This is a genomic window from Shewanella sp. AC34-MNA-CIBAN-0136 (assembly GCF_040309945.1).
Lineage (GTDB): Bacteria > Pseudomonadota > Gammaproteobacteria > Enterobacterales > Shewanellaceae > Shewanella.
The window spans coordinates 344475-367213 of the sequence record NZ_JBEOPJ010000002.1 but is presented as its reverse complement, the minus strand read 5'-3'; the positions used below and the strand labels follow the sequence as shown (position 1 = coordinate 367213).

The 22739-nt window shown below is 42.4% G+C and carries 18 protein-coding genes; 7 read left to right on the top strand and 11 right to left on the bottom strand.

Going from position 1 to position 22739, the window contains the following annotated elements:
- The first annotated feature begins 96 nt into the window (after nt 1-96).
- The gene (locus AAEY94_RS03290; RefSeq protein ID WP_350977215.1) at nt 97-1530 is read left to right on the top strand and encodes a S8 family serine peptidase; all 1434 of its coding nucleotides are present in this window, start codon (nt 97-99) and stop codon (nt 1528-1530) included.
- Here the strand turns inward: AAEY94_RS03290 and AAEY94_RS03285 are convergent.
- Both AAEY94_RS03285 and AAEY94_RS03280 read right to left on the bottom strand, forming a co-directional pair.
- Nucleotides 1527-2432 carry a surface lipoprotein assembly modifier gene (locus tag AAEY94_RS03285; RefSeq protein WP_350977212.1) on the bottom strand — a complete coding sequence of 302 codons (906 nt, stop codon included), beginning with the start codon at nt 2430-2432 and terminating at the stop codon, nt 1527-1529. The two genes, AAEY94_RS03290 and AAEY94_RS03285, sit on opposite strands and share 4 nt — an antisense overlap.
- 58 nt (nt 2433-2490) lie before the next feature.
- On the bottom strand, nt 2491-3381 hold the full coding sequence (locus tag AAEY94_RS03280; protein ID WP_350977209.1) for a hypothetical protein: 891 nt from the start codon (nt 3379-3381) through the stop codon (nt 2491-2493).
- 499 nt (nt 3382-3880) lie between these two features.
- Here AAEY94_RS03280 and AAEY94_RS03275 point away from each other — a divergent pair, with 499 nt between their 5' ends.
- Entirely contained in the window at nt 3881-6877 is a 2997-nt protein-coding gene (locus tag AAEY94_RS03275; protein WP_350977207.1) for a UvrD-helicase domain-containing protein, read from the top strand.
- A 142-nt stretch (nt 6878-7019) separates the two neighbouring features.
- On the opposite strand, the gene fis is transcribed toward AAEY94_RS03275, so the two are convergent.
- From fis to prmA, 3 genes are all read right to left on the bottom strand, one after another.
- Nucleotides 7020-7325: a DNA-binding transcriptional regulator Fis gene (gene fis, locus AAEY94_RS03270; protein ID WP_011635942.1), complete on the bottom strand. Its 306-nt coding sequence runs from the start codon at nt 7323-7325 to the stop codon at nt 7020-7022.
- A gap of 23 nt (nt 7326-7348) precedes the next feature.
- Entirely contained in the window at nt 7349-8311 is a 963-nt protein-coding gene (dusB, locus tag AAEY94_RS03265) for a tRNA dihydrouridine synthase DusB (RefSeq protein WP_011635943.1), read from the bottom strand.
- A gap of 297 nt (nt 8312-8608) precedes the next feature.
- Entirely contained in the window at nt 8609-9490 is an 882-nt protein-coding gene (prmA, locus tag AAEY94_RS03260) for a 50S ribosomal protein L11 methyltransferase (RefSeq protein ID WP_162022207.1), read from the bottom strand.
- Nucleotides 9491-10043: 553 nt separating this feature from the next.
- Here prmA and AAEY94_RS03255 point away from each other — a divergent pair.
- Genes AAEY94_RS03255 through AAEY94_RS03245 form a run of 3 tightly spaced genes read left to right on the top strand, consistent with a single transcriptional unit; the run spans nt 10044 to nt 13524 of the window.
- Entirely contained in the window at nt 10044-10787 is a 744-nt protein-coding gene (locus AAEY94_RS03255; protein WP_101086266.1) for a fumarate reductase cytochrome b subunit, read from the top strand.
- Between the two features lie 9 nt (nt 10788-10796).
- A complete protein-coding gene (locus AAEY94_RS03250; RefSeq protein WP_162022209.1) occupies nt 10797-12797 on the top strand; it encodes a fumarate reductase flavoprotein subunit in 2001 nt (666 codons plus the stop codon).
- A gap of 1 nt (nt 12798) precedes the next feature.
- Complete coding sequence (locus tag AAEY94_RS03245; RefSeq protein WP_350977201.1) at nt 12799-13524, top strand: fumarate reductase iron-sulfur subunit; 726 nt, start codon at nt 12799-12801, stop codon at nt 13522-13524.
- Nucleotides 13525-13845: 321 nt separating this feature from the next.
- Here the strand turns inward: AAEY94_RS03245 and rho are convergent, their stop codons facing one another.
- On the bottom strand, nt 13846-15108 hold the full coding sequence (gene rho, locus AAEY94_RS03240) for a transcription termination factor Rho (protein ID WP_059747484.1): 1263 nt from the start codon (nt 15106-15108) through the stop codon (nt 13846-13848).
- Nucleotides 15109-15330: 222 nt separating this feature from the next.
- Complete coding sequence (trxA, locus tag AAEY94_RS03235) at nt 15331-15657, bottom strand: thioredoxin TrxA (RefSeq protein WP_011635949.1); 327 nt, start codon at nt 15655-15657, stop codon at nt 15331-15333.
- Nucleotides 15658-15810: 153 nt separating this feature from the next.
- Here trxA and rhlB point away from each other — a divergent pair, with 153 nt between their 5' ends.
- The gene (gene rhlB, locus AAEY94_RS03230; RefSeq protein WP_101086263.1) at nt 15811-17115 is read left to right on the top strand and encodes an ATP-dependent RNA helicase RhlB; all 1305 of its coding nucleotides are present in this window, start codon (nt 15811-15813) and stop codon (nt 17113-17115) included.
- Nucleotides 17116-17118: 3 nt separating this feature from the next.
- Nucleotides 17119-18060, top strand: coding sequence for a Ppx/GppA phosphatase family protein (locus AAEY94_RS03225; RefSeq protein WP_335692970.1), 942 nt, complete (start codon nt 17119-17121; stop codon nt 18058-18060).
- Nucleotides 18061-18173: 113 nt separating this feature from the next.
- On the opposite strand, the gene AAEY94_RS03220 is transcribed toward AAEY94_RS03225, so the two are convergent.
- The 4 genes from AAEY94_RS03220 to AAEY94_RS03205 all read right to left on the bottom strand — a co-directional run bounded on the left by AAEY94_RS03220 (nt 18174) and on the right by AAEY94_RS03205 (nt 22721).
- Complete coding sequence (locus AAEY94_RS03220; RefSeq protein ID WP_101086261.1) at nt 18174-18725, bottom strand: thioredoxin family protein; 552 nt, start codon at nt 18723-18725, stop codon at nt 18174-18176.
- A 227-nt stretch (nt 18726-18952) separates the two neighbouring features.
- Entirely contained in the window at nt 18953-19966 is a 1014-nt protein-coding gene (gene hemB / locus AAEY94_RS03215) for a porphobilinogen synthase (RefSeq protein WP_101086260.1), read from the bottom strand.
- A 14-nt stretch (nt 19967-19980) separates the two neighbouring features.
- Entirely contained in the window at nt 19981-21906 is a 1926-nt protein-coding gene (locus tag AAEY94_RS03210) for a sensor domain-containing diguanylate cyclase (RefSeq protein ID WP_350977195.1), read from the bottom strand.
- The gene (locus AAEY94_RS03205) at nt 21903-22721 is read right to left on the bottom strand and encodes a TatD family hydrolase (RefSeq protein ID WP_182745133.1); all 819 of its coding nucleotides are present in this window, start codon (nt 22719-22721) and stop codon (nt 21903-21905) included. Before AAEY94_RS03205 ends, AAEY94_RS03210 begins: the two co-directional genes overlap by 4 nt.
- Nucleotides 22722-22739: the final 18 nt, after the last annotated feature.

Sequence of the window (22739 nt, the reverse complement as noted above, 5' to 3'; positions counted from 1 at the left end):
TGGGCAAAGTTATTCCAACATGGAGGGAATTTTTTTTGTTGTCAGACGTTTTTATCTTACACACTATTAGCGCAGGTAGATAAATCAATGAGAACAATGACAGCATATTCACTCGCATTACTGAGTTTAACCCTCATACCTTTAGTGTCTTACGGGCAATTATTGTCTGTGCCAGCACTTCCTGCTGCAGTGATAGATAAACTCGATCAAAGCGTAAGCCGAAGCGCCGAGCGCTTACAAGCACTGAAGCAGCAACGTTTGCTGGAGCAGCAATTACAGCAAACATTAGCGCTAAAGGCGACATTGTTAGACCCCTTATTACAGTTGCCTGCTGTAGTGCCTGTGCTAAATAGCGCAGGTCAGCCTGTATGGAACGATATTGAAGTTGAACATGGTTTACGCGCCGTTGAGCGTGAATGGCTATTGTTAATATCCATAGCACAATGGCAACAGCTGTTAACGACGACTCCTGAGCTGGAAATGTATGTGCAAAGCCGCACTGAACTGGCAATGTTAGGCTTACAGTTGGTTAAAATACAAGTACCGATCGAGCTTGATAGCGTTGATGCATTACGCAATACCTTACCTACACTACTGGCACCTTATTTAAGCCGAAATTATATATACCAGTCGCAAGCGGCTAATCAAGCAAGCACAGTTACGGATGCGCAGGCGAATACTGAAACGGCTATCCAAGTAGGCAGAGCGACAACGGATCAGATAACGGCAGTGCAGCAAGTGGTTTCTAGTGAAACGACAGCGATGTGCCATAGACCGATAAGATTAGGCATGATAGATACCGCTATTGTGCCCCGGCATAAAGCGCTGCATATAGCCGAAGATCGCTTAGTATTGATCCAACAAAATTTTCTTACTGATGATATCCCATCTTCATATAGTCACGGAACCGCAGTGGCAGGCGTATTAGCGGGTAACAATGATCAACTTAAGCCGTTGTTACCGTCATTAACCTTATACAGCGCAGGAGCCTTTTATGCCCAAAATGCGTATCAACAAGGGGCTACACTCGACAGTATCTTGCAGGCGTTAAATTGGTTAGTAGGTCAACAGGTGCGGGTGATCAATATGAGTTTGACTGGACCAGATAATCCAATATTACATGAAGTCGTATCTCGTTTAGCTGAAACAAAGACCATTTTAGTGGCTGCAGCAGGTAACGGTGGGCCAGCCGCTAAGCCATTATATCCAGCTGCATATTCAGACGTTATTGCCGTCACTGCGGTAGATAAACAGCTGGGATTATATCGTTGGGCTAATCAGGGGGATTACATTGATTTTGCGGCGCAAGGAGTAAAGGTGTTGACTACCCGAGCAGATGGAAGCGTGGGTATTGAAAGTGGCACTTCAATGGCCACGCCCGTTGTATCGGCCAAAGTGGCCTGTATGCTGGCTGCAACACCAGAGCTGCTATTGGAGCAGGTGTTGCTGCAATTACAGCAGCAGGTGATTGATTTAGGCGCACCAGGTAAAGATCCACAATTTGGTTATGGGGTAGTAACACGCCCTTAAAAACTGGCTTGTAACATCAGTCCTGCTCGTGTTTCATCATAATCTGCACTGGTCAAGATTGACTGATAGTCACCATATTCAACGGATGTCAGCAGCGCAAAAGTGGAATTAATATTTAACGCCCACTTAGCATCAATGTGTTGATGTATATCGTTACGTTTATTATCGTTAATGGCCAAAGCATAATCTCTTTGAGTTAATTTCATTCCTAGTTGAATTTTTTGTACAACGTGCCATAAATCAAATTGATTAGACAAGCGGATATTCATACTTTTAGCGCGATAGCTAAAGGCTTTATCAAGTGTATCTTCATCCTCATAAGTTGCGCCTAATGAGATAAAGCGTTGGCCCTGTTGAAAAAACCAAAATGAATCGATATTAGCACTTTTATTGCTAGCGTCACGCGATTCAAACTGAGCAAAATCTTTGTCGGCATACACTACGCTGGGACGAATAAACCAGCTGTCGCTAAGATTATGCATGGCATACACGCTAAATTGGTTGAGCGCTAAAAAATCGCTGCCATCTAAATCAGCTTGAGCCAGATAGACACTGCTGCCCAGTGTTAGATTATCAAAGGCATAGCTCGCATCGATAAAAGCCAGCTGTAAGCGACTGTCATAAGCACTGGCATTTCGATAGCGTTTGTCATTAATACTATAGCCACTGTCTAGGCGGACATTGTCGCTAACTTGCCAAGCCGCATTGATTTCTCCCTCTAAAACCGTCGCCGTATCCGACTCACCACTGGCTTGTTCAAGTTCACTGATGTTGACGTTAGACTGGTATTCCATACCTGCTTTTAGCTTACCGTTAACGGATAGGGTTTCTGCCGCTACTCCCATATGAGCGCAAGCCAGCAGAAATAATGTACAGGTAACGCGAGAGTGTAAAGTCATCATAAGGACTCCTAACAATAAAGATAGGCCGGCAGTATTGCCGGCATATGGAGTATTCGACTTAAAGACCGCTTGATAAGCGAATGGTATTTTGAATGGTGTTAGTGACTTCTGCATTCACTGTTTGGCTCACCGCTTGCGTCACTTGTTCGCGAGTGTTCTGCTGCATGAGTTCACTTGCACTTGCCTGTAACTGTTGTTGCACTGCGCTGGTTGCTGCGGCATTGATGGCCGATGATGTTGTCTCAGAAACTGTCGCGCTTACTGAATCAGATACTGCTGTGCTAGTGGCAAACAGTGTATCGGCACTCATACGTGATTGAATCTCTTCTGCGGCGGTGTTTGCACCAAGTTGTGCTGCGTTTACTGTCGCTGCGGCGGTGTTGAGTGATGTCTCTGCTTGATTAACCGATAACTCTGTTGCTGCAGATAATCCGGCAGAACCAGATGCTATTACTTGAGTTGACACCAATTGCGCAGCCGTCGAGGCGTTATTAATCAGGCTATTAGCTATGCCAGCACCAACAGTTGTGGTGTTGGCTAATTGGTTATTAGCAAGTGTTGTTGCTGAGTCAGCGTTGGTGATTGATGTATCAAGTGCTGACGTTACCGTAGTGAGCATTTCTGTTGTGGGTATGGTTATCGCAACTTGGTTGTCAGTTGTGGCTGCCATTTCAGTTGATGAAGTTTGCGTGGAGTCACTCGAGCCGTCTGACTCTGCTTCATTTGAAGCCGTTTGATCTGAGGCGGTGTTGGTCGGCTCGCTTGAGGCCATTGTTGACTCATTATTGCTTTGTGTTTCAGCGTTAGCATTTGGGCTATTCTGTTGGTTTTGGCTTAATTGAACATCAGCTTGGGCTGATACGGTTGTCGATGCTGACATTTCGGCACTTATTGCCATGGTTGAGAAACAAGCCAGAACAATAATCGTTGGTTTAAGTAATGTTTTCATTTTTAATTCCCTCGTAATGTCGTGATTGACACTGTGATAACGAGGCGGTCGTCGATTCTATTCCATTTATTTTTTCTTAATTGGCATTATTGTCTTGCGAGGTGAATATGAAATTAATAAGTGATTGTTTAATATTGTTATTTTATTTTTATCTTTATTGATGTAAAAAGACTAAATGATGCTTAGATAGACATCTCTACTGAAATATAACCATCGTTTAGCGTTGTTGCTTGAAAATAAATAGTGGTTTTGTCGCCCGCTGGGATTTGTCGGCAGAACTAGCGATTGAGCCGCGGACAAATGTCATGCTCAGTATGTTAAATGCTGTGTATATGTTTACTTTTATGGTTAATGTAAATCAATTATCATTGGTGTCAGCGCGAAAGCCCATTGAGTCATTCGCACACCCAGTATTATCCGTAATGAATGCTTAATTACGATATAGTTATCTTAAATATAAGCCGGTTACCCCTGAAACCATTGAGTCGTAGGTTTTACTTTGTCATTAGAAAATTCAGTTAACTTTATCCCTCATAGTTGGTTTGGGCATTTGTATCAGCGTGACGTAAATGCGATCAAATTGACGCAAGAGGGGATGACTTTTATGCCTAGCCAAGGCCGATTTTTAGCAAGATTTCGGCATACCAATAAACCGCTTATTATGGGGCAATTATCATGGCAGCAATTAGATCATCCGCCACTATTTAGTGCCAGTTTACTCGGTAACTTACTGAGTTTTAAGGCAGCTGGTGCTCATTATCAAATTCCATTTTTAAGTTATTTGGCTAAATCTCATTTTAAGCAACAGGTCGAAATACTCTGGGCTTTATCTCATCAAAAATCGCTGTGCGATTTGATATTACGAGTTGAAAAAGCCATATCAAGCCGGTATTTACGCCAGTCATTACTAGAAAAAATGCGCGCTAGAATCGAGCGTGAGTATTTTCGCTGGTTTCCCTGGAGTGAAGGGGTCGAGTTACCCGCCAATATACGTACCGCATTAATTCAACTACACGGTTTTTACCACTGGAATAAAGCTGATATAGATCGCCTACGTGAAGGCTATATTCAATCGCAGTTACTCGCATTTGCAGACTTTTTTGATCATGTGGAGTCACAGCCATTAACCGATAAGCAGCGCCGAGCATGTATTATCGATGATGATAATAATCTACTGCTCGCGGGCGCTGGCACGGGGAAAACCAGTGTAATGGTAGGCCGTGCAGGCTATTTACTAAATAGTGGCCAAGCTAAAGCTAATGACATTCTATTACTGGCTTATGGCAAAAAAGCCGCCATGGAAATGGATCTGCGAATTAAACACAAACTGGGCAGTGATGATATTAAGGCCAGTACTTTTCACAGTTTAGGCCTGAAAATTATTGCCGATGTTGAAGGTGTGAAACCTAGCTTATCAGCGTGGGTAAATGATGAACCCGCCAAAGACAAATGGGTGCACGATAGATTAGAAGTTTTGATTGAAAATGAATCTTATCGTAAACAACTTTTTGACTATTTCAGTCGTTATTATTACGTTGAAAAAAGCCCATTCGAATTTTCAATACAAGGTGAGTATTTTGAATATTTAAATGATAATGACATTCGCTCATTGAAAGGTGAAAGAGTTAAAAGCTTTGGCGAGCTGTATATCGCTAATTGGCTGTTTACCAATGGCATAGAGTATCAATATGAAGCTAAGTATGAATTTGATGTCAGCACGGTTGATTTTCGCCAGTACCAAGCTGATTTTTATCTACCTGAATATGAGGTTTATATTGAATATTATGGCATTGATGAAGCCAATAATACGGCTCCTTATATCGATCAAGCAGCCTATTTAGCATCAATGGAATGGAAACGACTGTTACATCATCAGCGCCAAACCAACTGCATCGAATTATTTTATTATCAGCACAAGAAAAATCAGTTAATCAACAAGCTTGAGCAAGCTTTAACGGTATTTAAAGTTAACTACTCACCTTTACCCGATGACGCGATATTGGCAACTCTTTATGAGCTTGGGCGAGTGACTGAGCTGGCAAAACTGTTTAGTCAGCTCATTGGCTTATACAAAGCAGCTTGTATTGACGAGGCTGGGCTGGAAAAGGTATTTGCCAATGCTGCTGATGCGGCCCAAACGCGTAAAGCATTTGAATTACTCGAACCCATTTTACAGCAGTACCAACAGTACTTATCAGCTCACGGTGATATCGACTTTGAGGACATGATAGCCAAAGCGCTCGCATACCTGCAAAGTGGTCAATATGTCAGTCCATGGCGATATATCATGGTCGATGAGTTTCAAGATATTTCAGAACCCAGAGCGCGTTTAGTGCGAGCTTTGCGAGATTCGCGCACGAAAAAAGGTAACAGTGATACTTCATTATTTTGTGTTGGCGACGATTGGCAGGCTATTTATCGCTTTAGTGGTGCAGATGTCCGTTTAACGACTCAATTTAAACGTTATTTTGGCCATGCCAGCGAAACGCATTTGGATCTTACTTTTAGATTTAATAACCGTATCGGTGAAGTGGCTAGCGCTTTTGTGAGTAAAAACCCGCATCAACTCAACAAAGATATCCATTCATTGGTACAAGTTGCCAAGCCTGCAGTATCAATACTTCGTCGTGGTACCAATGAGGGCGCAACTAAAGATGAGCCGAGTAACAACGCATTAGAGCAAGCCTTAAATGCTCTGGCCGTCCGCGTTACTCAAGCTGGTGATAAGCTTAAAGCTAAACCGACAGTATATTTGCTGGCCCGTTTCTGGTTTCAGTTGCCAGATAAAGACATGTTGCGTCAGTTAATGGCTAAATACCCGATGTTCGTGATTGAGTGTTTATCGTTTCATGCTTCCAAAGGTAAAGAGGCCGACTATGTGGTGATTATGGGAATGACCCAAGGCATACATGGATTTCCGTCGAAAAAAATAACGCCACCTTTACTTGATGCGTTTTTACCTAAAGCTGAAAATTTTGAATTTGCAGAGGAGCGGCGTTTATTTTATGTCGCGCTAACTCGTGCAAAGCACCGAGTTTACGTTATCGCCGATATGACCAATGTAAGCCCATTTATTGTGGAACTGATCCAACAAGATTATGCCGTTGAACAACAAGAATTTAGTACGTCTTTAGTGCAATCCTTGTTCGAACAAATTAACTGTGTCCGATGTACAACTGGGATATTGAAACCACGAGTGGGTAAGTTCACATCATTCTTTTCTTGCTCACACTTTCCATTATGCGATCACAAAGAAGTAGGCTGTGACGAATGCGGCAGTCCGATGACACGCAAACGTTTTGTCGGTTTCAAGGTATGTCTCAATGACAGTTGTGGCCATATGGCGCCGATATGTAACGTCTGTGGCGGTGATATGAGTTTACGAGAAAGTGCTCGAGGGGCTTTTTGGGGCTGTAACAATTATCGAGGTAACCGCGTGCCTAGTTGTAGCAATACCATTGATAAAACCAAAATCTCTCCGCAACAGGTGCAGTAGTTATTAGAAATGGATGACTGTTTCTACTCGTATATAACACTTGCTGATAAGTGATGTGTTACTACGAGTGTAACTGATAAATGCAAAACGGGCTTATCATTACTGATAAGCCCGTTTTATTACAATCACTTAGACGCGAGTCTTAGTTCATGCCGTATTTCTTTAATTTTTTACGTAAAGTACCACGGTTGATACCTAACATATTAGCAGCGCGCGTTTGGTTGCCACGAGTGTGTTGCATGATGATGTCTAGTAAAGGTGCTTCAACTTCGCACAATACCATTTCATATACTTCAGAAGCTTCCTGACCGTCTAACTGAGAGAAGAAGTTAGTCACGGCACGTTTTACTGCGTCACGTAATAACTGCGGCTTGATAGTGCCGTTTGCTGTTTCGATTTTGCCTACGGTAAGCTGGTGAACTTCTGTGTTAGTTGTCTGATCAAACATTCTATTCTGCTCTTTATTAAATTCTAAACTAATTCATCAAAATAACATTCTACGAGGGAATGTTGCTGGGCAGCGGTTTCAAGCCGATTGAAGTCAGCACGAAATTGGCGCTGTTCCTCATGGTTTAGGTACCACCCGACATGCTTTCTAGCAAATCGGACACCTTTGTATTCGCCATATAAGTCATAAAGTTTCTTAAGGTGTTCAAGCATCACACTGCGTTGCTCTTCTGCCTTAATTGGCGCTAACTTTTTACCTGTTTCCAGATAATGTAGGATTTCTTTAAAAATCCAAGGCCGTCCTTGTGCACCTCTTCCAATCATCAGGGCATCGGCGCCAGTGTAGTCAAGTACAAACTTGGCTTTTTCTGGTGTGTCGATGTCCCCGTTAGCGACAACAGGAATTGAGACATTCTGTTTAATTGCTTTTATGGTGTCGTACTCGGCAAAGCCTTTGTACATGCATTGTCTGGTTCGGCCGTGAACGGCGAGCGAGACAATGCCACAATCTTCAGCAATTTGGGCTATTTCAACACCATTACGATGTTCAGGCTCCCAACCTGTGCGTATCTTTAACGTTACTGGTACGTCTACTGCAGCAACCACGGCTTGTAAAATCTCTTTTACTAAGCTGGGGCTTTGCATTAACGCAGAACCAGCAAATTTTTTATTCACTTTCTTTGCTGGACAGCCCATATTGATATCAATGATGTGCGCACCTTGTTCAACGTTGAACTTAGCGGCATTGGCCATTAAATCAGGATCTGCACCTGCTATTTGTACGGAGCGTATTCCTTCTTCACCAGAATGCATCATGCGCTGGCGGCTTTTGTCGCTGTCCCAAACGTCGGGATTCGATGAAAGCATTTCTGATACGGCTAAAGCTGCGCCATAGCGTAAACAGAGATTTCGGAAGGCCTGATCGGTGACACCTGCCATTGGTGCCACAATCAGCTGATTAGACAGTTGATACGGGCCAATTTGCATTTCGGACTTCACCTTGCTCTCCAAAGGGGCGCTATAGTAGCCCTTTTTTACGGCCGTGAAAAGGTCAATAAATGACCTAAATGCAACTTTTTTGCTTGACTTTTATTAGCCGTCACATCTTTGACTAATAATTGGCGTTTTTCGGCCATTTTTGAGCACTGGTGCGTGTTGCAGAGAGACGTTTTCATATATACCAGTGTCAATTATTGATGTTAACAACCTGTAAACGAGAATTTACGCACGCAATTCGTTCATAATATAGCCCATAATTGAGTGCGTTTTAGGCTTGTGGGCAGGCTACTTACGTATTCCTGTTAAGCGACTCCAGTCTTCTTTGTTACATACTGGATCCATGATGAACCATTGGCTGTAGAAGTCGGATACTTCTTGTGCTTGTTCTTGCAATAAACCCGATAGCGCCAGTTTGCCACCAATTTTGACTTTTTCAGCTATCAGCGGCGCTAGCTCTTTTAACGGACCGGCAAGAATATTGGCGACTAATACGTCTGCTTGTAAGTTGGCTGGTTGATCTTCTGGTAAATATAGGGCCAATTTATCCACTACGTCGTTACGTTCAGCATTGGCTTTTGAAGCGTCAATAGCCTGATAGTCAATATCAACACCTGTTACTTTCTTGGCGCCGAGTTTGATTGCGGCAATAGCCAAAATACCCGATCCACAACCAAAATCGATGACTTCTTGGTTTGATAAATCTAGGCTGTCTAACCATTCTAAACATAAGGCGGTGGTAGGGTGAGTACCTGTACCAAAGGCTAAACCTGGATCGAGAATGACGTTAACCGCAGTCGGATCAGGAATTTCACGCCAGCTAGGGCAAATCCATAAACGTGTACCAAATTGGATTGGGTGAAAGCTGTCCATCCATTCGCGGATCCAGTCTTTATCTTCGACTTGTTCAATTTTATGATTAAAGCCTTTGCCTAAAAATGGCATCGATTCTAAAAATTCGATTGTGGGTGCTAAGTTAGTACCTGCATCAAACAATGCAATCATTACGGTATCTTGCCACAGCGGTGTTTCACCTAACTTAGGTTCGAAAATAGGCTCGTCTTGGCCATCTTCGTAGGTGATGGAAAGTGAACCGTGATCCATTAATAAGTCGCCAAGCAAGTCGGCGTTATCGCGATGAGTGTGAATGCGTAATTGGATCCAAGCCATGGGATTTTCCTAACTGTGGTAAAAGTAATATCAAATTGGCGCTTATTATACCCAAGTTATTTTAAGATGCTCGTTTAGGTGAGAGTTTATTGGTTGTTTACTAGATGAAGATGGACCATTTTCGGTCACGTTTATATTAAAAATCGCCCAGGATATTGCTGATGATAAGAAAACAGGTAAGTTAGTCCCGAAACTTACTGAATGTGTTGGTGAGTCAGTTGCGTTAAATTTGATCTGTCCTGGTCGCGAAAATATCACTCAGGTCATGTTGCTATTACGCGATAAGTTACGTCAATATTGCCCGTAATTATTAGCGTAACGACACCTTTTTAGATACACGTTAGATTGTTTTATCTACCGAATACTCGTTTCGATATTTAGTTAACTATCAGTATTGTTTAAGTTTTTATTTGCTAGTTTGTGTGACATGCTTCTAACTCCCGCTTAATAATAGGTGAACACTATCACGGTTTGATCATTGTTCATTGCCGCTATTCAAAAACTCTTGATATGGTCAATACTTGTTATTGTGCTTAACAGGATATGATGCTTTATGGCTGCGAATTCTTTGCAAACGAAAGTCGACAGTGCGGTAAATACCGACAAAGGTTTTGCTCACCCTCTTTGGGCTGCTCGAGCGGATAAACTACAAAGTTTGTCCGGTGTAATACTGGGACTTTTTCTAGTGATGCATTTGCATTTTGAGTCGAGTATTTTGTTTGGCAAAGAAGCCTTCTACCAAGTGGCACAGTTTCTTGAGGGTGGAATATTCAGTGAAACTGGTCATGGTTACCCGCTGGTAACTCAAATTTTTTCCTGCTTTATGTTATTGGTAGTACTGATCCATGCGGTATTTGCATTACGGCGTTTTCCGACTCAATTAGGCCAATGGCGCGCCTTACGCAATCAAATGCGTTTTTTACCTCATGAAGATACCAAAATCTGGTTTTGGCAAATGATCACTGGTTTTTTATTGTTCTTCCTCGTGCCAACGCACTTATTCACCATGATAACCAATCCTGAAATAGGCCCACATCTTTCGGCCGAGCGTGTGTACCACCTTAATGCTTGGGTTTTATATATCCTGCTATTACCTGTTGTAGCAGTGCATGGCGTATTTGGTTTATATCGAGTAGTGGTGAAATGGGGCTTGGTTGAGCAACGCTTTGCCATGCTCAAATTTGCTAAGGTGCTGTTAGCGTATTTAATGGTGCTAGGAGTAGCGAGTTTGCTGACTTATATTTTTATTGGCCGTTCTTTGGCGTTACCTGTGGTGCCATATGTGTCGATGTTATAAGGAATTAAAATGAAAATTATTTATACCGACACCTTGGTAGTAGGCGCTGGACTGGCAGGGTTAAGAGTCGCGATAGCCTCAAAAGAACGTGGCCTCGATACCTTGGTGTTATCGCTTGTTCCCGCTAAAAGATCGCACTCTGTCGCTGCCCAAGGTGGCATGCAAGCCAGTTTAGCCAATACCATAAAAGGTGAAGGTGATGATGAAGACATCCATTTTCAAGATACGGTAAAAGGTTCCGATTGGGGCTGCGATCAAGATGTTGCTCGAATGTTTGCTCACTGTGCACCCAAAGCGGTAAGAGAGTTAGCTCAGTGGGGCGTTCCTTGGACTCGAGTAACTAAAGGCGATAGACAAGTTATTGTTAATGCGGAAAAAGTGACTATCACTGAAGCAGAAGCTGCTCATGGACTCATTAACGCGCGTGATTTTGGTGGTACCAAAAAGTGGCGTACTTGCTATACCGCAGACGGTGCAGGTCATTCTTTATTGTATGCCGTCGATAATAAGGCTATTTCGTTAGGCATTCCAGTGCATGAACGGATGGAAGCATTATCGCTTATTCATGATGGTGAACGTTGCCATGGTGTCATCGCTCGCTGTTTAATTACGGGTGAGTTACGCGCTTACATCGCTAAATCTACCACTATTGCCACAGGTGGCTATGGGCGGATTTATGCGGTGTCGACCAATGCCATTATTTGTGAGGGGATTGGTCAAGCATTGGCGCTAGACACTGGCGTCGCGACGCTGGGCAATATGGAAGCGGTACAGTTTCATCCTACGGCTATTGTTCCAGTGGGTATTTTAACGACGGAAGGTTGCCGTGGTGATGGTGGTGTGCTGCGTGATAAAGACGGTTACCGCTTTATGCCCGACTATGAACCAGAGAAAAAAGAACTGGCTTCGCGAGATGTTGTGTCTCGTAGAATGACTGAGCATATGCGCAAAGGAAAAGGCGTAAATAGCCCTTATGGGCCGCATTTATGGCTGGATATTACCTTATTAGGTCAAAAGCACATTGATACCAATTTGCGTGAAGTTAAAGAGATTTGTGAGAACTTTTTAGGTATTGATCCGGTTAAAGATTGGATCCCTGTTCGGCCTACACAACATTATTCTATGGGCGGTATTCGTACTAAAGCCAATGGCGAAAGTCCACAATTATCAGGGTTGTTTAGTGTTGGAGAGGCTGCTTGTTGGGATATGCATGGCTTTAATCGACTCGGTGGCAACTCCCTAGCAGAAACTGTGGTTGGCGGAATGATTATCGGTAAGTATGTTGCTGACTTTGGTGAGCAAAATAGTTTGGTCGTTGATACCGATTTAATCGCCCAGTTTGGTAAGCAGTTACAAACAGAAGTTGATCAGCTTATTGAGGGCGAAGGAACAGAAGATCCATTTAAACTTAAAGCTGCAATGCAAAAAATCATGATGGATTACGTCGGTATTTTCCGCAATGGGCCTGAACTTGAACTGGCTGTTAACCAATTAACTGAACTGCTTGAACGTTCGAAAAACCTCGGGTTAAAGTGTAAAAAACGTCATGCAAATCCTGAATTAGTTGAAGCGTTACGCGTCAAACGGATGTTGAAAGTGGCTGTGACCGTTGCATGCGGGGCGCTTGCTCGTACCGAAAGTCGAGGCGCGCATTCTCGTGAAGATTTTCCACAGCGTAATGACCAAGACTGGTTGAATCGTACATTAACCCGTTGGCCAGATGCTAATAGCTTACGACCAGAAATGAGTTATGAAGCGCTCGATGTGATGCGAATGGAATTACCGCCTGGTTATCGAGGTTATGGTGTTGATAATGCGATTGCTCATCCTGATACCCAAAAACGTCAGCAACAGGTTGAAGCTATTTTAGCTGAACTCGGTGACGATGCAGATAGGTATGCCAAGCAAGCGGCATTAATGCCTTATGAGTTACCTGAAGAATATCAACCACGTAATCAGCGCTTCACTGATACTGTAGCCAAAACCAACGCTGAGTCTGGAGAAAAGTAATATGAGCCAAGCACGCACGTTAACTTTTTCAATTTTTCGATATGACCCGCAAGAGCCTGGCGACAAACCTAAAATGGTGAGTTACAGCTTAACAGAGGCACCCGGAATGACGGTGTTTATCGCGTTGAATCAGCTACGTGAAACACAAGACCCATCACTACAATTTGATTTTGTTTGTCGTGCGGGTATTTGCGGCAGTTGTGCCATGGTGATCAATGGTTTTCCGACGTTAGCTTGTCGAACCTTAACCGCTAATTATCCAGATGGACATATTAAATTGATGCCATTACCTGGCTTTGATTTAATTGGCGATCTGTCAGTAAATACCGGTAAATTTATGCGCGAATTATCTGAGCGTTTATCGTTGTGGTTGCATCCGAATAGTGCAGATAATGATATTCATCGTATCGAAACGCCGATGTCACCGGAAGAAGCAACCAAGCTTTATGAGTTAGAGAGATGCGTAGAATGTGGTGTATGTGTTTCTGCTTGTGCGACTAAACAAATGCGTGACACTTTTGTTGGCGCAGTCGGTATGATGAAAATTGCCCGTTTTGAATTAGACAGCCGTGACACTCGCAGTGCAGATGATTTTTACCATGTCATAGGTAATCAAGATGGCGTGTTTGGTTGCATGACGTTACTCGGCTGCCAAGATACTTGCCCGAAAGATTTACCGCATATGCAGCAAATTGCGTATTTACGTCGGAAAATGGCTGCTGTATAGCGGAAAAGCTCGAGACTACGAGATGCTAGAGCGCTTCGCTGCTAGATGCTATACAAGCTAAAGCTTTAAAGGCGGAAGAGCGATGACAGGCGGTAAAGCGATAGCAGGCGATGGTAAGCGGGAGATGTACAAATACTAGATGCTAGAGTGCTACGCAGCTACAGACGATACAAGCTAAAGCTTTTATAGCAGCGAAGCGTACTATCAGGACGAAGTCCGCTCTAGATTCTAGGCATGGCTTTGTTAGTAACCGTGATATACATATAAAAATGCCGCTAAATTAGCGGCATTTTTGCGATTATTTTGCGTTTAGGTAATTAATTACTTAGCGCGTTTCATTGCTGTGAAGAATTCTTCGTTAGTTTTGGTCATAGCCAATTTATCGATTAAGAATTCCATTGCAGAAACTTCATCCATTGGATGTAAGATTTTACGTAAAATCCACATTTTTTGAAGTTCTTCAGTTGTCGTTAGCTTTTCTTCACGACGAGTACCAGAGCGATTGAAATCAATCGCAGGGAATACGCGTTTTTCAGCAGCTTTACGAGAAAGGTGTAACTCTTGGTTACCAGTACCTTTAAATTCTTCGTAGATTACTTCGTCCATTTTCGAGCCTGTATCAACCAAGGCTGTGGCGATAATGGTTAAGCTGCCACCGTGTTCAATGTTACGTGCAGCACCAAAGAAACGCTTTGGACGATGCAGTGCGTTAGCATCAACACCACCGGTTAACACTTTACCCGATGAAGGGATGACGGTGTTATAAGCACGGGCTAAACGAGTAATCGAATCTAACAAAATGACGACGTCTTTTTTGTGTTCAACTAAACGTTTTGCTTTCTCGATAACCATTTCGGCTACTTGAACGTGACGGCTGGCTGGTTCATCAAAGGTAGAAGCAATCACTTCGCCTTTTACCATACGCTGCATTTCGGTCACTTCTTCAGGACGTTCATCGATAAGTAATACCATTAACACCACATCTGGGTTGTTGTAAGTAATACTTTGAGCAATGTTTTGCAGTAATAATGTTTTACCGGCTTTTGGCGGCGCAACAATCAAACCACGTTGGCCTTTACCGATTGGAGAACAAAGATCAAGAATACGCGAGGTGATGTCTTCTGTTGAACCATTACCGCGCTCCATGCGAAGGCGTTCTTCTGCATGTAATGGGGTTAAGTTTTCAAACAGGATTTTGTTGCGAGAGCTTTCTGGTTTATCAAAGTTGACTTCACTGACTTTCAACAGTGCAAAATATCTTTCGCCTTCTTTCGGCGGTCGAATTTTACCAAAAATACTGTCACCAGTACGCATGTTAAATCGACGAATTTGACTTGGAGAAACATAAATATCGTCAGGACCCGCAAGGTATGAGCCATCTGAACTTCTTAAAAATCCAAATCCGTCTTGGAGGATTTCTAATACACCGCCACCGAAGATGTCTTCTCCGCTTTTAGCGTGAGCTTTCAAAATTGAGAAGATGATATCTTGTTTACGGGTACGAGCCATATTTTCCAGATTCATGCTTTCAGCAAGCGAAACTAGATCTGAAATTGGCGTGTCTTTTAATTCTGTTAAATTCATGTATGGGAGTCTTGTTTTGCGCGACGAAGCTTACCGCAATCAATCAGCAAGTTTGAAAAGATATTTTATGATTGATAAACGAGAAGAGGTTAATTGAAAAAATCTGATGAATAAATTAGCACTTTATATGTTGGCCGTCCAGAAATTTAGCGTAAATAAAATCTAAAAACGGCACAAATTGTTCAAAACTTGTGCCGTTTAACATTTCTAGGCTATTTCTAGTTAGATTTTAGCGTCAATGAATTCTTTTAGTTGCGTCTTTGATAGTGCACCAACTTTAGTTGCCACTAGCTCGCCACCTTTGAACATTAACAATGTTGGAATACCGCGTACGCCGTATTTCGCAGGTGAAACGTTGTTTTGGTCAACGTTTAGTTTTGCGACGGTTAGTTTGCCTGCGTACTCTTCGGCAACATCGTTTAGGATTGGGGCAATCATTTTACAAGGACCACACCACTCAGCCCAGAAGTCGACTAATACTGGTGTTTCAGACTTTAATACGTCGTTTTCAAAGCTGTCATCGCTTAGGTATACAATTTTATCGCTCATGTAGTTCTCCAGATTTGGTTCCATTGCTAGTTTATTAATGGCTTACCATGTATATTGGGTCAGTTAAATAGCTTTTCAAGAGACCGTTTTAGTAATGTAGCTATTTCAAACGATCGAATCTTTTTTTGCAACCCCTACAGGTATGCTTGTGCTATGAGCCAAACACATTTATCGACCCAGAAATTCGCCGACTTCCCTTTAAAGCCCGAAATACTCGCGGCATTGAACGAGAACGGCTTTGAGTTTTGCACGCCAATACAGGCGTTATCTTTACCTATTTTACTTAATGCAAAAGATATTGCCGGACAAGCCCAAACCGGCACCGGTAAAACTATGGCATTTTTAGTGGCCACATTTAACCACTTACTCAATGTTGCTGCACCTGAGAGTCGCAAAGCAACCGAACCCCGCGCTATTATTATGGCGCCAACGCGAGAATTAGCAATTCAGATTGCTAAAGATGCCAAGTTATTAGCGGCACATACAGGCTTGAAAGTTGGTATTGTTTACGGTGGCGAAAGCTATGAAACCCAACGCGCTGTATTAGACAAAGGCGTTGATATTCTGATTGGTACCACCGGACGTATTATTGATTATGTACGTCAGGGTGTCATTAGTCTAAGCCACATTCAAGCCGTTGTGCTTGATGAAGCCGACCGTATGTTTGATCTTGGTTTTATTAAAGACATTCGCTTTTTGTTCCGCAGAATGCCTGATGCTAAGTCACGTTTGAATATGTTGTTTTCTGCCACGCTTTCAATGAAAGTGCAGGAATTAGCATACGATCATATGAATGATCCTGAAAAAGTTGAAATCGAACCATTAGAAAAAACTTCTAAAAATATCAAAGAAGAAATTTTCTATCCGTCGATGGAAGACAAGATGCGTTTATTACTGAGTCTAATCGAAGAAGATTGGCCAGATAAAGCGATTGTGTTTTCGAACACAAAACACAGCTGTGAAAAGTTGTGGTCTTATTTAGAAGGTGATGGTCATCGTGTGGGTTTGTTAACCGGCGATGTTCCGCAAAAGAAGCGTATTCGCATTCTTGAGCAATTTACCTCAGGTGATATCGATGTTTTAGTGGCAACAGATGTGGCCGCTCGTGGGTTACATATTTCTGATGTGTCACATGTATATAACTATGATTTACCTGATGATTGTGAAGATTATGTGCATCGTATTGGCCGAACAGGTCGTGCGGGACAGAAAGGTATTTCAGTCAGTTTTGCTTGTGAAGAATATGCACTGAATTTACCTGAAATTGAAACTTATATTAATCATTCAATTCCAGTGTCTAATTACGATAAAGATGCGTTACTAGATGATATTCCGCCTCCGGCGCGTATTCATCGTAAGCCTCCTACATCTCGGACTCGTGATGGTGGAAGTAAAGGTGCGCATCGTAGTGGTGGAAATACTTCGCGTCCGCCACGCCATAGGACTCGTAGACCATAGTCAATGCCATTGTTAACTGTATCTCAGCCGTATGCGGCGATAACATTAGGTTCTAACAGTTTCAATATGTTAGTGGCTAATTCGGTGGGTAATAAGCCGATTGTTATCGCTAAATATAAACGCAAAGTACGCCTTGCCGAAGGTATAGGTGATGACGGTATGTTGTCTGAACCTGTTATGCTGCGTGGTTTAGAATGCTTAGCCATGTTTGCCGACATGTTAGCGCAGCACCATATCGATAGCGCTAATGTGGCTGTATTTGCTACCGCTACTTTGCGTGTTATCCGTAATGCCGATGAATTTCACCAGCGAGCGATGCCAATATTGTTGCATCCAATCGAGGTCATTTCGGGGTTGCGCGAAGCTGAACTGATTTATCAAGGTATGGTGGCCACCACTAAAGGTGAGGGACGCCGGTTAGTGATTGATATTGGCGGCGCCAGTACCGAGTTTATTATTGGTGACGGCAATCAGGTGTTGTTTAAAACCAGTTTGCCAATGGGGTGCGTGCTATTTAATCAACGATTTTTTAGTCATGCGCCGCTTCAAAGCATCGATTTTGAACAGGCCGTAGATTACGTTAATATGATTTTGGCAGAACATCGTCCTCACTTACTCAATTTAGGGTGGCAAAGTGTTGTAGGGGCTTCTGGTGCGGTTCAATCAGTGGTATCGGTGTTACAGCATCGACAACGCTCTGAAGTGATTACCCTTAAGATTTTGTATGCTTTTCGTGATGAAATATTATCGCAAGCAGATGCCAGGCTTAGTGGTATTAACGGCTTAAATGCCGAACAAGCTCCCACATTTGCTGCGGGAGTTGCGATTTTAATCGCGTTGTTTGAAAGTCTATCAATGAGTCGTTTACATCTTGCTGGTGGCGCACTTCGCGAAGGCGTATTACAACTGTTAGCCGATCGCATAGCCGCTAAAGTCTCGTTGTAGTTACTGACATAAGCGTAATAAAAAATAGGTCACCATTGGTGACCTATTTTTTTGATTATTAAGTTATTACTTTTAGTTGTTTAAACAAACATTTTCAATAACTTCTTACATAACTACTTTAAAATCTCAACTAAATCGGCTTCCAGTGTGGCTTGAGGGCGTTCAACGATACGACCTAGCTCATTGCCTTGCTGTTTAACGATAAACGTTGGAATGCGGCTGAACGCATATTTTGCCGCTAAACCTTCAGGGTCCTGCTTGCTTCGGTCGACACCAATGTATTCAACTTCAATGTTGGGATTGGCTGCCGCTTCAATAATTCGCATAAAGTGCGGTGTTTCGCGATGGCAATCTGGGCACCAAGTGCCAATAATCACGACTATTTGCGTCGGTTCATTAATGGCTTTGAGTACATCGATTGCTTGCGCATCAACTTGGTAATTGGTAAACCCTTCAGTATAGCCTGGTAATTCAGTCGTTAGAGTTTGTGGTTGGATTACGCCAGTTAAAATCACTTCTTGTTTCTCCTCGCTGCATGTTGCCATAAAGCCTTGTTGATCTTTTTCAAATGCGCAACCTGAATTCGCAGATGCGGCCATAGGCAGCATTTGGGCACTGAAAAAGAGTGCCGTGGTGGCCAATAATGTTCTAACGTTATTGTGCATGATAATGTCTCGCTTAAGAAGAAAATACTGTTCTTGAGTGTATTCAAGCATGCTTAAACAGGGCTGTTAAGAGACTATGAGCTATGATGTAGAGCTGATCACGATAATGAGGTGTATGTGACTTGTCCCACGAGGTAATTGAATTAAACCGACGCAAAGTAGGCAGTGTTAAATTAACAAAGCCAACCCGAGATGGATTGGCTTTATAACCACTTAATATCGGAGGTTTATGAGTTTTGTTCTTTAAGCCACTGAGCAGCCCGTTTAGCAAAGTAGGTTAAAATACCATCTGCACCAGCGCGCTTAAAGCAAAGTAATGACTCCATCACAATGGCTTTTTCTGCTAACCAACCGTTTTGAATAGCAGCCATGTGCATGGCGTACTCACCACTGACTTGATAAGCAAATGTTGGCACTGCTAATTCAGTTTTGACACGGCGTACTATGTCTAAATAAGGCATCCCTGGTTTAACCATGACCATGTCAGCACCTTCTTGGATATCTAATGCCACTTCGTGTAATGCTTCGTCGCTATTGGCCGGATCCATTTGGTAGCTGTGTTTATTGCCACCTTTTAAATTACTAGCCGATCCGACAGCATCACGAAAAGGACCATAATAACTTGAGGAATACTTAGCGGAATAAGCCATGATCTGAGTATTCACAAAGCCATTTTCTTCAAGGGCTTGGCGAATTGCACCTATACGACCGTCCATCATGTCTGATGGCGCGACAATATCTGCCCCTGCAGCGGCATGAGATAAAGCCTGCTTGACTAGGATCTCGGTGGTGATGTCATTCATGATATAACCAGTGTCATCGATAATACCGTCTTGACCATGAGTCGTGTAGGGATCTAAAGCTACATCAGTCATGATACCAAGCTGTGGGAATGCTTGCTTTAATTCACGCACGGCACGCTGCACTAATCCATCAGGATTGTAAGATTCCTCTGCCAGTAAACTCTTTTTATCCGCTGGCGTCACGGGGAATAATGCAATAAGCGGAATGCCAAGCTCAACCAGCTCAGCGGCTTCTTTTAACAATAGATCAACTGAAAATCGTTCAATTCCTGGCATTGAAGCAATTTTTTCTGAGCGCTGAAAACCTTCTAACACAAACATTGGATAAATGAGATCGTTAACTGTTAAGGTATTTTCAGACATTAAACGACGGCTAAATTCATGTTTACGCATGCGGCGCATTCTGCGCTGTGGAAAGGCACTAGTAATAATATTCAATTTCGACTCCTGGTTTAGATCTCGTCTGTTTCGAGCGGGTAATAGCAGACTTTGTTACGGCCACTGCGTTTGGCTTTATACAGGGCTTTATCTGCTTGTTCTAGTAATAGCATTGGATGCTCATCACTGTCGATAATTGTCTCACTCACACCGATACTGACCGTTAAGGGTATCGTGTAACCATTATGGGCAATGGTAAGATCGCTGATAGCTTGGCGAATTTGCTCCGCAACTAGCAGAGCACCTTCTATATCTGTACTCGGTAATATAATAGCAAATTCTTCACCACCAAAACGTGATACGAGATCCGTTGGACGTTTAATGTATTCACATAATGTATTTGCAATCATCTTTATGGTGTAGTCGCCACTAAGGTGACCATATTGGTCATTGATATTTTTAAATTTATCGATATCAATCATTAACAAAGACATCGGTGTCTGTTGGCGTCGGCTAATACGGCCTTCTGCAATGAGGCGACGATCAAAAGCACTACGATTCTTCACTCCAGTAAGGCTGTCTATGGTGTTTTGTTCTGTCAGCTTTTGATTCACCTCATTGAGTTCACGTAAGGTAATTTCTAATTCAAGTGTCCGTTCTTGAACCATTTGCTCAAGTTTTTCACTATTTCCAGCCTCACTACGCAGTGCTTCTTCACGGATTTCTCGCAGCCGTTGTTCTTGCTCTAATGTCTGTTGCTGGATCTCAAATTTAGCCTTTCGTTCATCGTTATAACGTAAGGCGAGCACTGCCGCCATGGTGATGACTTCAAAAGTGAGTCCTATCATTACGGGGATCTGTGGCGATATGTTTAGGGTGAATAGACCGAGATAAATTAGCCCTGTAATGATGCACCCAATCATTAAGCCCATACGACCAATGGCATATAAAGGGGCATTGCGTTGGCCGCTAAAAGCTTGGATTAATGAGAAAGCCATTAGGATTGTGCTGATAGTTAACACCACAAATGCTAAAACATACAGCGCAAAACTGTAGTTAATAAATGGCATGATGATCGTTAAGCCAAAACAAAGCACTGCCATGATGCGACAAATACGCAGCATTTTTAGATTATGATATTTTAGTTGCAATACTTTTTCAGTAAACATCAATGAAAAACCCAATGTTAATGGGATAATAATAATGAAAATATACTGTTGTATAATGGGCCATTGAGGCCACAAATAGCGAAATGATACGCCATGAATTGTCGCCGTGAGTAACGTAAGCCCTAATACATAGCCGCTGTAATAACTGTAACTATAAGATGCCGACGCGAGCGCGATAAACAAACTGAACAAGCAAATAGCGAGTAATAATCCTATTTGCATGCCATTAAACAAATTCTTAGTTTCAGTGAGTTGGGTTAGGTCGTTTGATGACCACAACACTAATGGCAAACTGATGCTACCTTTGCTGTCTATTTTTAAATAAAAAGTATGTGTATCACCAGGTTCAAAATTAACTGGGTATAAAAAGATATTGCTTTGTAATGGTCGTTGCTTAAACGGTAAAGAGTCGCCCATTATTTCAGTACTGACCAGTTCCCCATTGATCAGGTGGTATATTTTAACACTGTCGAGTAATGGGTTATCTAAGGCAATAATGCGTGATAGATGGTCGTTGGGATTAAATATACTAAAACTCACCCAATAGTTTTTAATGCCTATTTGATATGGTTGATTGGTATCAAGTTTTTTCCAGCTGTTTTCTGGCCGTTGTAATAATGTGGTTAGAGTTTCAATATCATTACTTTGATTGGCATAAACCCAATCTTGTAACTCAATTTTTGTTATGGAGTCTGATGTCAGTCTAAGCGGTATCCCAGAGAGTGTATTAGCCCAACAATTTTGGCCAATAAACAGCAAAAAAAATCCAATGAGTATCCTAAATTGATACTGGCATAACTGTTGTAAATGATGCGATATGATGGTCATCATGAGTTATTATTCACGCTAAAATGAACTGGCAGTTGGAAAAAGTCACAACTGTTTTTATAACATTCTTGCGCTAATGATTGTACTGATTGTTGGCGTAAATTGGCCATGTATTCGACAATATAAGGTAAGTATTGGGGTAAATTTTTACTCGATTTAGGTTTAGGTCGCATACTGCGAGGTAATAAGTAAGGACTATCGGTTTCTGCCATAATGCGATGATTAGGAATTAATGGTACTAATTGAGCAAGGTCTTGCCCTCGACGTTCATCGCAAATCCACCCAGTAATGCCAATGTATAAATCAGCGGCTAAGCACTCAATTAACTCATCTTTACTGCCAGTAAAACAGTGTAGTAAGGCATTAGGGAGATGAGCTCGATACTCATTTACAATGGCGATAAAATCACTATGAGCTTCACGACAATGCATCAGCACTGGCATATTGAGTTCGCAAGCTAGCTCTAATTGCGCTGCAAATGCCTTTCTTTGTACCGGGCGTGGTGAAAAGTCACGATTGTAGTCAAGCCCACATTCACCAATAGCTACCACGGTGTCTTGTTTGGCCAGCTGAGTTAAACGTGCTTTGCTATGTTGATCCCAAGATGATGCATGATGCGGATGTACACCTGTCGTGCAGTATAATTGTTGCGGGTATTGTTGGCAGAGAGATATTGAGTCGGAGCTTTCATCGAGATCGCTGCCAATAACAATTAACGGCGAAACATGATGTTTCGCCGCGTCATTGATAATAGTGTCAATATCGTGCTTCAGCCTGTCGCTAAGCAGATTAACAGCAATGTCGATGTATTGAGTCATGTAATAAAAGTACTGTAG